The sequence below is a fragment of the Streptomyces sp. NPDC054961 genome, from assembly GCF_053609145.1.
In genome coordinates this window covers 38,177-50,161 of the sequence record NZ_JBSGWY010000013.1, presented here as the reverse complement: position 1 = coordinate 50,161, position 11,985 = coordinate 38,177, and the positions used below count along the sequence as shown (strand labels likewise).

9 protein-coding genes are annotated in these 11,985 nt (G+C 73.9%); 4 read left to right on the top strand and 5 right to left on the bottom strand.

The window, feature by feature from the left end:
- Nucleotides 1-75 precede the first annotated feature (75 nt).
- A complete protein-coding gene (locus ACWF9Z_RS14705; RefSeq protein ID WP_385016505.1) occupies nt 76-261 on the bottom strand; it encodes a DUF6104 family protein in 186 nt (61 codons plus the stop codon).
- 139 nt (nt 262-400) lie between these two features.
- Between ACWF9Z_RS14705 and ACWF9Z_RS14700 the strand changes: the two genes are divergently transcribed.
- On the top strand, nt 401-1,621 hold the full coding sequence (locus ACWF9Z_RS14700) for an aKG-HExxH-type peptide beta-hydroxylase (RefSeq protein WP_453601934.1): 1,221 nt from the start codon (nt 401-403) through the stop codon (nt 1,619-1,621).
- Between the two features lie 104 nt (nt 1,622-1,725).
- Here ACWF9Z_RS14700 and ACWF9Z_RS14695 read toward each other — a convergent pair whose 3' ends face one another.
- From ACWF9Z_RS14695 to ACWF9Z_RS14680, 4 genes are all read right to left on the bottom strand, one after another.
- Nucleotides 1,726-5,655, bottom strand: coding sequence for a multifunctional oxoglutarate decarboxylase/oxoglutarate dehydrogenase thiamine pyrophosphate-binding subunit/dihydrolipoyllysine-residue succinyltransferase subunit (locus tag ACWF9Z_RS14695; RefSeq protein WP_453601931.1), 3,930 nt, complete (start codon nt 5,653-5,655; stop codon nt 1,726-1,728).
- A gap of 257 nt (nt 5,656-5,912) precedes the next feature.
- Nucleotides 5,913-7,025: a HAMP domain-containing sensor histidine kinase gene (locus ACWF9Z_RS14690; protein ID WP_453601928.1), complete on the bottom strand. Its 1,113-nt coding sequence runs from the start codon at nt 7,023-7,025 to the stop codon at nt 5,913-5,915.
- Nucleotides 7,022-7,762 (bottom strand): response regulator transcription factor, encoded by a 741-nt coding sequence (locus tag ACWF9Z_RS14685; protein ID WP_453601925.1) that lies wholly within the window; start codon nt 7,760-7,762, stop codon nt 7,022-7,024. Before ACWF9Z_RS14685 ends, ACWF9Z_RS14690 begins: the two co-directional genes overlap by 4 nt.
- A gap of 196 nt (nt 7,763-7,958) precedes the next feature.
- The gene (locus ACWF9Z_RS14680) at nt 7,959-8,330 is read right to left on the bottom strand and encodes a hypothetical protein (RefSeq protein WP_453601922.1); all 372 of its coding nucleotides are present in this window, start codon (nt 8,328-8,330) and stop codon (nt 7,959-7,961) included.
- A gap of 421 nt (nt 8,331-8,751) precedes the next feature.
- Here ACWF9Z_RS14680 and ACWF9Z_RS14675 point away from each other — a divergent pair, with 421 nt between their 5' ends.
- The 3 genes from ACWF9Z_RS14675 to ACWF9Z_RS14665 all read left to right on the top strand — a co-directional run bounded on the left by ACWF9Z_RS14675 (nt 8,752) and on the right by ACWF9Z_RS14665 (nt 11,951).
- Complete coding sequence (locus tag ACWF9Z_RS14675; protein ID WP_453601919.1) at nt 8,752-10,038, top strand: glycosyltransferase family 39 protein; 1,287 nt, start codon at nt 8,752-8,754, stop codon at nt 10,036-10,038.
- A 65-nt stretch (nt 10,039-10,103) separates the two neighbouring features.
- Nucleotides 10,104-11,006 carry a sulfurtransferase gene (locus tag ACWF9Z_RS14670; protein ID WP_453601916.1) on the top strand — a complete coding sequence of 301 codons (903 nt, stop codon included), beginning with the start codon at nt 10,104-10,106 and terminating at the stop codon, nt 11,004-11,006.
- 156 nt (nt 11,007-11,162) lie between these two features.
- Nucleotides 11,163-11,951, top strand: a complete 789-nt coding sequence (locus tag ACWF9Z_RS14665; protein WP_453601913.1) for a DUF4097 family beta strand repeat-containing protein — start codon at nt 11,163-11,165, stop codon at nt 11,949-11,951.
- The last annotated feature ends 34 nt before the right edge of the window (nt 11,952-11,985 follow it).

Genomic DNA, 11,985 nt, shown 5'->3' with positions numbered 1-11,985 from the left:
CGCCCCCGCGCCAAGCCCTCGCCGCCCCCCCCGCCCCACCCCCCGCCCCCCCCTTCGTCATGAGCGGACCTGGTCTCAGGCGTCCTCGTCCTCGTCGTCGTCCAGGCGGGCCAGCCAGGTGGCGAGTCGCTCCACCGGAACCTCGAAGTCGGGGTTCAGGTCGACGAAGGTGCGCAGCTGCTCGGCGAGCCACTCGAAGGTGACCTCCTCCTCGCCGCGCCGCTTCTCCAGCTCCTCGATGCCGCGATCGGTGAAGTACAAGTCGGGCTCCGTGCGGTGGTCGGGTCTTTCCCGCCAGGATAATCCGCCCGGGCGGCGCGCCCGGACGTGACCGCTTTCCGCCGTTCGCGGAGCACGTCCCCCGGGCAGGGATGGAGGGTCCACGGCGGGAGGCGAGGCGATGAGGCACCCGGAGCCGAACGACGGCGTACTGCGGGACCTCGGGTCCACCGAGCCGTCCGCGGAGGGGACCGCACTGGTGCGCGGCATCCGGCGGACCCGGCGGCTGGGGCTGCTGGGCGAGGTGTTCGACGCGGTACCCGGGGGCGAGGCCGCCGAGTACCGGGCCCTCCTGGAGGAGGCCGGGCGGCGCGACCCCGGCGCGGTGGCCGACGTGGTGCACTATCCGGCCACCGGAGCATGGGCCGAGGAGACCCTGCGCCGGCTGCGGACCCCCTCCGGGCCGCCGCCCGACGTGGCGCACCTGGGGGCGCTCGCCGCCGCCGCGGGGCTGCGGGCCGGGATCTGCTTCGAGGTCACCCTGCGGCCCGTGCACGGCCGCCTCGTCCTGCCCACCCTCGGGCTGCTGCGCCCGCCCCGGCCCGGCCCGCTCGCCCTCACCGAGCGCTCCTGGGACCCGGACGACCCCGCCGCGCTGGCCCTGCACGCGCTCCCCGACGGGCACACCGCACTGGACGACCTCGACCCGTACCGGGCTTCGGCGGCCGACCGCGCCGCCCGCCGGCTCACCCCCAGGGGCCATAAGCGGTGGGACACCCAGTGGGCCGGCGCCCTCACCCTGATGCGCCGCTACGACACCGCCCGCGCGGAGGAGACCGGCCGGCTGCTGCGCTCCCTGGTCCCGCTGTCCGGCACCTCCCGCGCGGCGGGCGCGGCCCCGCCCGCGGCGGCCGGCTCCGTACTGGCGCGGGCCCAGCCGCCGCCCGCGCTCGCCGCGACCCTCGTCCACGAGGTGCAGCACGGCAAGCTCGCCGCCCTGGCCCACGCGGTCACCCTGCACACCGCCGACCGCTCCGCCCGGTACTGGGCCCCCTGGAGGGCCGATCCCCGGCCGCTGGAGGGCCTCCTGCGGGGCGCGTACGCGCATCTGGCACTGGCGGGCTACTGGCAGCGCGCCGCGCTCTACGGAGCCAGGGGCGCCTGGGCGCAGCACGCGCGGATCCGGTCCCAGGTGGCGGCGGCGCTGCCGGCCCTCGAGGCCTGCCCGGAACTCACGCCCGCGGGACGGGTCTTCGTCGGCTCGATGGCCGCGGCCGAACGGTCCATGGACGGTCTGGGGCCGCGGGGCGGCCGGTACGCGGCGGCGCGCGCGGAGGTGGAGCGGACCCGGGCCGCCTGGCGGGAGGCCCACCCCGGCCTGCCGGCCCCCGGGCCCGGCTGAGCCCGCCGCTCCCGCCGCTCCCGGCGCCCCCGGACGCCCGAGGATGCCGGAAGGCCCGGCCCCCCGAGGGGGCCGGGCCTTCCGATGTCCTGGTCAGCGGGCCGTCAGGCTCCGAAGACCTCGCTCAGGAGGAGCTGCTGCTCCGCCTGGTGGCGCTTGGCCGAACCGACCGCCGGGGACGAGCCGTGCGGGCGGGAGATCCGCCGCAGGCGCTCGCCGGCCGGGATGTCCGCGCCGACCGCCAGGTCGAGGTGGTCGATCAGGTTCAGCGCGATGAACGGCCACGCACCCTGGTTCGCCGGCTCTTCCTGGGCCCAGATGTACTTCGCCGCGTTCGGGTACTTGGCGATCTCCGCCTGGAGTTCCGCGCCCGGCAGCGGGTACAGCCGCTCGATGCGCAGGATGGCCGTGTCGGTGATGCCGCGCTTCTCCCGCTCGGCCTCCAGGTCGTAGTAGACCTTGCCCGCGCAGAACACGACCTTGCGGATCTCGTTCGGGTCACCCGCTCCGGAGGAGACGCGCGTGTCGCCGATGACGGGACGGAACGACCCGTTCGTGAACTCCTCGGCCTTCGAGGCCGCGGCCTTCAGGCGCAGCATCGACTTCGGGGTGAAGACGATGAGCGGCTTGTGGTGCGGGTTGTGGACCTGCCACCGCAGGAGGTGGAAGTAGTTCGACGGCAGCGTGGGCATCGCCACGGTCATGTTGTCCTGCGCGCACATCTGCAGGAACCGCTCCGGGCGGGCGGAGCTGTGGTCCGGGCCCTGGCCCTCGTAACCGTGCGGGAGGAGGAGCGTGACGCCGGACGTCTGGCCCCACTTCTGCTCGGCCGAGGAGATGAACTCGTCGACGACGGTCTGCGCGCCGTTGACGAAGTCACCGAACTGGGCCTCCCAGAGGACCAGCGCGTCCGGGCGGGCCAGCGAGTAGCCGTACTCGAAGCCCATGGCCGCGTACTCGGAGAGCAGCGAGTCGTAGACGTTGTAGCGGGCTTGGTCGTCCGACAGGTACAGCAGCGGGGTGTAGTCCTCGCCGGTCTCCCGGTCGATGAGGACCGCGTGGCGCTGGCCGAACGTGCCGCGGCGGGAGTCCTGGCCGGACAGCCGGACCGGGGTGCCCTCCATCAGCAGCGAGCCGAAGGCCAGGGTCTCGCCCATGCCCCAGTCGATGGTGCCCTCGTCGATCATCGCCGCGCGGCGCTGCAGCTGCGGCAGCAGACGCGGGTGGACGGTGACGCCCTCGGGGATGGTGACCTGGGACTCGGCGATGCGCTTGACGACCTCCGGGGAGATCGCGGTGTTCACCGCGACCGGGAAGTCGGGCTGGGCGGCCGGGGCCGGCGCGGCGGCCGCGGGCTGCGTGGCGGCCTCGCGGACCTCCGCGAAGACCTTCTCCAGCTGGCCCTGGAAGTCCTGGAGCGCCTGCTCGGCCTCTTCCAGGGTGATGTCGCCGCGACCGATGAGGGACTCGGTGTACAGCTTGCGCACCGAGCGCTTCTTGTCGATCAGGTCGTACATCAGCGGCTGCGTGAAGGCCGGGTTGTCGGACTCGTTGTGCCCGCGGCGGCGGTAGCAGATGAGGTCGATGACCACGTCCTTGTTGAACGCCTGACGGAACTCGAAGGCGAGCCGCGCGATGCGGACCACGGCCTCCGGGTCGTCGCCGTTCACGTGGAAGATCGGCGCCTCGATCATGCGGGCCACGTCGGTCGCGTACATCGAGGAACGCGAGGACTCCGGGGCGGCGGTGAAGCCGACCTGGTTGTTGATGACCACGTGCACGGTGCCGCCGGTGCGGTAGCCGCGCAGCTGCGACATGTTCAGCGTCTCGGCGACGACGCCCTGGCCCGCGAAGGCCGCGTCGCCGTGCAGGGCGACGGGCAGGACCGTGAAGTCCGTGCCGCCCTTGTTGATGATGTCCTGCTTGGCGCGGACCACGCCCTCCAGGACCGGGTCCACCGCCTCCAGGTGCGAGGGGTTCGCGACGAGCGAGACCTTGATCTGCTCGCCGTCCAGGCCCGTGAAGGTGCCGTTGGCGCCCAGGTGGTACTTGACGTCGCCGGAGCCGTGCATGGACTTCGGGTCGAGGTTGCCCTCGAACTCGCGGAAGATCTGCGCGTACGACTTGCCGACGATGTTCGCCAGGACGTTCAGGCGGCCGCGGTGGGCCATGCCGATCGCGACCTCTTCGAGGCGGGCCTCGGCGGCCGAGTCGATGACGGCGTCGAGCAGCGGGATGACGGACTCGCCGCCCTCCAGCGAGAAGCGCTTCTGGCCGACGTACTTCGTCTGCAGGAAGGTCTCGAAGGCCTCCGCCGCGTTCAGCCGGCGCAGGATGCGCAGCTGCTCCTCGCGCTCCGGCTTGGTGTGCGGGCGCTCGATGCGGTCCTGGATCCAGCGGCGCTGCTTCGGGTCCTGGATGTGCATGAACTCGACGCCGGTGGTGCGGCAGTAGGAGTCGCGCAGGACGCCGAGGATGTCGCGGAGCTTCATCATCGACTTGCCGGAGAAGCCGCCGACCGCGAACTCGCGCTCCAGGTCCCACAGGGTGAGGCCGTGCTCGGTGATGTCGAGGTCGGGGTGCTTGCGCTGCTTGTACTCCAGCGGGTCGGTGTCGGCCATGACGTGGCCGCGGACCCGGTAGGAGTGGATCAGCTCGAAGACGCGGGCGGCCTTCGTGACGTCGTCGTCGTGCGAGGCGTCGATGTCCCGGAGCCAGCGGACCGGCTCGTACGGGATGCGCAGCGCCTCGAAGACGTCGTCGTAGAAGCCGTTCTCGCCGAGCAGCATGTTCGCGACGACGCGCAGGAACTCGCCGGAGGCCGCGCCCTGGATGACCCGGTGGTCGTAGGTCGAGGTCAGGGTCATGACCTTGGAGATGCCCAGCTTGTTCAGGGTGTCCTGGGAGGTGCCCTGGAACTCGGCGGGGTAGTCCATCGAGCCGACGCCCATGATGACCGACTGTCCGGGCATCAGGCGGGGCACGGAGTGGACGGTGCCCAGGCCGCCGGGGTTGGTCAGCGAGACGGTGACGCCCGTGAAGTCGTCCATCGTCAGCTTGCCGATGCGGGCCCGGCGGACGATGTCCTCGTAGGCCTGCCAGAACTCGAAGAAGTTGAGGGTCTCGGCCTTCTTGATGCCGGCGACGACGAGCTGGCGGTCGCCGTTGGGCTTCACCAGGTCGATCGCGAGGCCGAAGTTGATGTGCTCCGGCTTGACCAGGGTCGGCTTGCCGTCCTTCTCCGCGAAGGAGTGGTTCATCGACGGCATGGCCTTGATGGCCTGCACCATCGCGTAGCCGATGAGGTGGGTGAAGGAGATCTTCCCGCCCCGGGCGCGCTTCAGGTGGTTGTTGATGACGATGCGGTTGTCGAACAGCAGCTTCACCGGGACGGCGCGGACGGATGTGGCCGTCGGCACTTCCAGCGAGGCGTTCATGTTCTTGACCACGGCAGCCGCCGGGCCGCGGAGCGTCACCAGTTCGGGGCCGGCAGGGGCCTCGGTGGCGGGCGCGGCCTTCTGGGGGGCTACGGGAGCGGGGGCGGCGGCCGGGGCCGATGCCTGAGGGGCGGGCGCGGCCGGTGCGGCGGCCGGGGCCTGGGAGGTGACAGTCACAGCAGGGGCACCAGAGGGGGTGGCAGGTACAGGGGCAGGAGCTGGCGCCGGCGTCGTGGCCGCCGCGGCGGGGGCTGCGGGCGTGGCGCTCGCCGCCCCCGTGGCGGCGGCGACGGGCGCCTGCGGCGATGCGGCGGTGACGGGGGCGGCGGCCTGTGCGGAGGCGCCGTCCGTCGTCGCGGCGGGGGGAGTCGGCTTCTCCGAGGGCTTATCCGCCTTCACCGGAGCGGCAGCGCCCCCCGGCTTGTAGTCGGCGAAGAAGTCCCACCAGGCCCGGTCGACCGAGTTGGGGTCCTGGAGGTACTGCTGGTAGATCTCGTCGACGAGCCACTCATTGGCGCCGAAGCCTGGGGCGGGGTTCTTCCCGCTCCCTCCTGCTTCGGTCGTGGTGCTCGAGTTACTGGGGGACTGTGGCGACACGGCGGCAACCGCCCTCTTCCGCTTCACAAGGTATGGACAGCGGGAATAAAGGCTACGCCTCCCGGACCGTGTGATGCAGACCGGGCGGTACTTCCGTCGCGTAGGTCACATCGAACGGCGGGTTTCACCGCTAGGAATGGCGGGAAACAAGCGTGGTTCGGGCAGGAGGCACCGTGGTTGCGGCCCCCTGGCTTCGCACCCCTGACGGACCTCGGCGCGTGTGGCCGAGATCATGTCCTTCCCACTCGAACCCTACGTCAACCCGGCGCCTGTGAGCTGCCCGGAAGCGTGACGAGGATGCGGCAGCCCCGGGACGATTCGGCCACCCCGATGTGCCCCCCGTGCAGCCCGACGGCCCAGCGGGCGATGGCCAGGCCCAGCCCGGTCCCGCCGTCGCCGCCCCTCGCGCTGCCCCGGTTGAACCGCTCGAAGACCCGGTGCCGCTCCTCCTCCGGGATGCCCGGACCCTCGTCGCTGACCTCCAGCTCCAGGCCCCCGAGTCCTTCGCCCGCCCGTGCGCGGACGGTGACCCGGCCGTGCGGCGGGCTGTGCTTGACCGCGTTGTCGATGAGGTTCGCCACCACCTGGTGCAGCCGCTCGGCGTCCGCGTGGGCCGTCAGGTCGGCCGGGAACACGTCCAGGTGGAGGTGGACGTCGTTGCGGGTGTGCCCGCCCGAGCCGGAGGTCAGGCCCGGCCGGCCGGCCGCGGCCAGCCCCGACTCCTTCAGCACCCCCGACAGGTACGGCCACACCTCGAAGCGGCGGGCCCGCAGCGGCACCACCCCGTTGTCCACCCGGGACAGGTCCAGCAGGGTCTCCACCAGGCGGCCGAGCCGCTCGGTCTGCTTCAGCGCCGTCCGCATGGTCTCGGGATCGGCGGCGGAGACCCCGTCCACCACGTTCTCCAGCACCGCGCGCAGGGCCGCGATCGGGGTGCGCAGCTCGTGCGAGACGTTGGCCACGAGCTCCTTGCGGTGCCGGTCCACCGCCTCCAGGTCGTCCGCCATCAGATTGATCGTGGAGGCCAGGTCGCCCAGCTCGTCCCGGCGGCCGGCCTCGCGCACCCGGCGCGTGTAGTCCCCGTGCGATATCGCCCGCGCCACCGTGGTCATGTCGTCCAGCGGCGCCGTCAGGCTGTGCGCCACGAACTGGGTGATCAGCATCGAGGCGATCACCGAGAACACCGTGATGAAGCGGACCTCGGTGGCCGTGCGCATCGCCACCATCAGCAGGCCGGTGGTGATGAACACCGACACCACGACGAGCGTGCCCAGCTTCGTCTTGATCGAGAACGGCGAGAAGGGCCGCAGCCCTCCGTGAGGCCGCTGACCTCCGGGAGGCCGCTGCCCCGGCGGCCGGTGCCCGCTCACGGCTGCGCCGGGGTCTCCAGGGCGTACCCGACGCCGTGGACCGTACGGATCCGCTCCGCGCCGATCTTCCGGCGCAGGGCCTTGATGTGGCTGTCGACCGTACGGGTCCCGGACGCGTCGGCCCAGTCCCACACCTCGGCCAGGAGCTGCTCCCGCGAGAGCACCGCCCGCGGCGTGCCGGCCAGGCACACCAGCAGATCGAACTCGGTCGGCGTCAGGTGCACGTCCTCGGTGTGCACCCGTACCCGGCGCTGCGCGTGGTCGATCTCCAGATCGCCCAGCCGCAGCGTGGCCCCGCGCGGGGCGTGCGCGGCCAGGGTGGCCCGCTCCACCCGGCGCAGCAGGACGTGGACCCGCGCGGCCAGCTCGCGCATCGAGAAGGGCTTCGTCATGTAGTCGTCGGCGCCGACCCCGAGGCCGACGAGCAGGTCGGTCTCGTCGTCCCGGGCGGTGAGCATCAGCACCGGGACCGGGCGCTGGGCCTGGACCCGGCGGCAGACCTCCAGGCCGTCGAAGCCCGGCAGCATGATGTCCAGGACCAGCAGCTCCGGCAGCCAGCTCTCGGCAGCGGCGACCGCGGCCGGGCCGTCGGAGGCCGTCTGCACCTGGAAGCCCTCGGCGCGCAGCCGGGCCGCGATGGCCTCGGCGATGGTGTGGTCGTCCTCGACGACGAGTACCCGGCGCTGGGCGCCCGGGGTGGCCGCGGCGCCGTTGTGGGTGGTGTGCGTCTGTTCCATGTCCCGCCCCTGAAGATCCCGCGTGATAGGGGTGCAGCGTAGAGGAGCGTTCGGCCTGCGGCTATGACGGGTTCCGGATGTGTGGTTTTCGCCACGACGCCGCCAGGTCCGGCCCGGCGGGGCCGGACACGAGGTCCCCGTACCCGGCGGCGACGGCCTCGTGCACGTCCTCGACGTGCCGCCTCGGCCCGGTCCGTCAGCGCGGTTCGAAGGCCGGCAGGGCGTCCAGGACGTCCCCCAGCGGCGCCGGCAGGGTGGTCTGGGCGGCGGCCACCTCGTAGCCGTCGTGCCGGAAGGCGTAGGTGAACGCGTCGACGACCGGCCGGTCGGGGGTCGAGATCCGGGGCAGGCGGGCGAAGTCCGCGTTCCGCAGGGCGGTGCGCAGTTTCGCGAGGGCGGCCGCCGTGAGCTTGTCGCGGTCGACCGTCACGGCCTTCGCGTCCAGCCTCAGGAAGGTTCCGTCACCCTTGATGACCAGGGTGCTCGTCTTGCCCGTGATCCCGCCGCTGCGGGTGACCGCGACGAGCGTCGCGCCGGCGTCCGGCTCCGAGCCGGTGGGCGCGGGCACGGACGCCGGGGGACTCGCGGAGGGATTCGGAGCGGGGGCCGTGGGACTCTGGCTCTGACCGGGGGAGGGCGTGGCCGTCGCCGAGGGCGCCCCGGACCCGTCGCCCGCGCCCGCGCTCGCCCCGGAACCGGTGCTCTCGGCCGGCCCCGGTGAAGCCCCGTCCCCGGACCCGTCGGACGAACACGCGCCCAGTGCCGAAGCCAGGACCAAGACCGCGGTCGCGGCCACCGGACCGACCCGCCATCCACGTGTTCGCATGCCCCACCCCGTAGGTATCCGGCTCGAACCCCGAGTATGGAGTCCGCACCACCCGTACGGATAGCACCCGGAGGCAGACATCAGCCGCTTCGCCCCCTGGCGCTGGCTGCCGCCGCTCGCCGCCCTCGCACTCGGCCTGTGGGGCCTCCCGCGCGGCGGCTCCATGTGGCGCGACGAATCCGTCACCTGGCAGGTCGCCCACCGGCCGCCCGGCGAGCTGTGGGAACTGCTGGGCCGGGTCGACGCCGTGCACGGCCTCTACTACCTGCTGATGCGCGCGGTGTTCGGCGTCGGCGGGGACGGCCTGTGGACCCTGCGCCTGCCGTCCGTGGCCGCCACCGCCCTCGCCGCCGCCGGAGTGGCCGCCCTCGCGCACCGGTTGGCCACGGACCGGCCCGAGCGGGCCGCGCTCCTCGCCGGGCTGGGTTACGCCGTGCTCCCGCCCGTGCAGATGTACGCCCAGGAGGGGCGCTCGTACGCCCTGGTCGCCGCCGCCGTCGTCTGGGCCACCTACCTGATGCTGCGCGAGCGCTGGGCCGCCTACGCCGTGGTCCTGCTGCTGGGCTGCTGGCTGCACGAGTTCGCCGTGCTGGCCCTGCCCGCGCACGCCTTCGCCGCCCACCGCTCGCGCGGCTGGCGCCTCGCGGCCGGCGCCGTGGCCGCCGGACTGCTGCCGCTCGCCCTGGTCAGCGCGCGCCAGGCGCAGCAGCAGCTGGGCTGGCTCGGACGGCCGAGCTGGCAGGACTGGGCGGCGTACGGGGTGCTCGCGGCCGCCTCGCTGCTCCTCGCCAGGGGGGCCGCGCGGGAACTCGTCCGCGTGGCCCTGCCGCTCGCGCTGCTGCCGCCCGGTCTGCTCCTCGCGGTCTCGCTGGTGCACCCCTGGTACGTCGACCGGTACGTGCTCTACGCGCTCGCCGGCCTCGCCCTCCTCGCGGGGGTCCGGCTGGCGGCGGTCCGGGGCGGGGTGCGGGGCTGCTGGTGGCCGTGGCTGCTGGTCGGCGCGCTCCTCGTCCCGCTCGGGTTCTGGTCCGCGTGGCTGCGCACCCCCGAGAGCCGCAAGGACGACGCCCTCGCCGTGGCGGCGACCGTCCGCGCGCTCGCGCGGCCGGGCGACGCCGTGCTCTTCCTCCCCTCGCGGCGGCGCGCCTGGCTGCTCTCCTCGCCGGAGGTCTACGGCTCCCTGCGCGACCTCGCCCTGGCCCGCACCCCGGCGGCCTCGCGGAGCCTCCAGGGGGTGGAGCGGACGCCGGAAGGGATCCGCGAGGCCCTGCTGGACCCGGCCACCGAGCGGGTGGTGGCCCTGCTGGACCCGGTGGGCCAGCCGCTCGACGGGGACCCGGCCGAGGCGGTGAAACGCCAGACGCTCGTCTCCTCCTTCGACCTGTGCGCGGTCGAGCGGGTCCACGGCGCCCGCGTGGCCCTCTTCGCCCGTCCGGGCGGCTGCCCGTAGGAGGATGGGGCGCAGGGGGGCCGCCGCAGCGCAGGGCCCGTCGTCGACTCTGCCGGAGGTGGCGCATGACCGCAGCAGCCCGTACCCGTACGCACGCGCACGCGAGCACGTCCGAGGACGGGACCGCGGACCCGCTCGCGCCGCCCGGTCCGCTGGTCGGCGCCGAGTGGCTCGCGGCGCGCCTCGGCGCACCCGGACTGGTCGTCTTCGACGCCTCCGTCGGCGGCCACCGCGACGCGGACCACCGCATCCCGGGCGCCCGGCCCTTCGACCTCGACGGCGCCCTGTCCGACCACGGTGCCGCGGCCCCGCACACCATGCCCGGCCCCGACGCGTTCGCCGAGGCGATGCGCGAGCTCGGCGTCGACGACACCAGCACGGTCGTCGCGTACGACGGCGCCGGCGTCTACTCCAGCGCCCGCGCCTGGTGGATGCTGCGCGCCATGGGCTTCGACCGGGTCGCCGTCCTCGACGGCGGGCTCCCCGCGTGGCGCGCCGCCGGTCTGCCGGTGGAGGATCAGGCGGCGGCGTACGGGGGCCCGCGCGGCTCCTTCACGGCCCGTCCCCGCGCCGGACTGCTGGTGGACGCCGCCGCCGTCACGGCGGCCCTGGCCGATCCGGCCGCCGCCGTGCTCGACGCCCGTACCCGCGAGCGCTTCGCCGGCACCGCCCCCGAACCCCGGCCCGGCCTGCGCGGCGGCCACATGCCGGGCGCGCTCAGCCTTCCCTTCGGGGAACTCCAGGACTCCGCGGGCCTGATGCGCCCGGCCGCGGAACTGCGCGAAGCCTTCGAGGCGGTGGCGGGGGAGCGGGAGCGGCTGTACTTCAGCTGCGGATCCGGGGTCACGGCCTGCGTGCTCGCGCTGGGCGCGGGCCTCGCCGGCTACGACCGGCTCGCGGTGTACGACGGCTCCTGGAGCGAGTGGGGCGTGCCGTCCCCGGACCGGCCCGTCGTGACCGGCGCGTAGGCCGTCCCTTCCGGATCCCGCCGGGCCCGGCGGGATCCTGCCCGGAGCCGGAGCCGGAGCCGGAGCCGGAGCCGTCCCGTTGCGGGGGTTAGCCCCACCAGGACTCGGGCACGGGCCCCATGCCCGAAGGGGTCCGGGACCGGCAGGATCGAACACATGACGACGAAGAGGACTCCGCGCACCGCCACCGCCGCCACCCGAACGGCCGTCATGGGTGCGGCCCTCGCGGCCGGCCTGCTGCTGACGGGGTGCTCCCTCGGCCCCGCCGCCGGCATAGGCGGCGGGCGGCACAAGACGGTGAACGCCGACGCGACCGTCACCGAGGCCGTCACCGCCGTCGACGTGTCGGACGCGCGGAGCGGCACCATCGAGGTCACCCCCGGGAGCGGACCGGGCGTCACCGTCCACCGCACCATCCGCTACCGGGGCGGCGCCGAGCCCGTGCCGGCCCATCAGGTCTCCGGCGGCGTGCTGAGCTTCACCAACGGCGACTGCTCCCGCCGGTGTTCCATCGACTACCGCCTGGAGGTCCCCGCCTCCGCCACGGTCAGGCTCGAGAGCAGCAGCGGCGACATCAGGGTGACGGGTGTGGCCGCGGCCGACGTACGGACCTCCTCCGGGTCGGTCGGAGCGGACCGCATCGCCGGCCCGCTGAAGATCAGCACCACCTCGGGCTCGGTCACCGGCAAGGGCCTGGCCGGCCCGAGCGCCGAGGCCCGCTCCGAGTCCGGCGACGTACGCCTCGCCTTCACGAAGGCGCCGGCCTCGGTCGCGGTGGAGACCAGCTCGGGCGAGGCCCGGATCAAGGTGCCGTCGGCCCCGTACGGGATCGAGGCGTCCACCGATGCCGGCGAGCGCGAGATCACGCTCCCCGCCGACCCCTCCGCCACCGCGCGCCTCTCGGCGAGGACCACCTCGGGCGACATCCGGATCTCCGCGGTGTAACTCCGCGGCGCGGCTCCGCGGCGCGGCTCCGGGC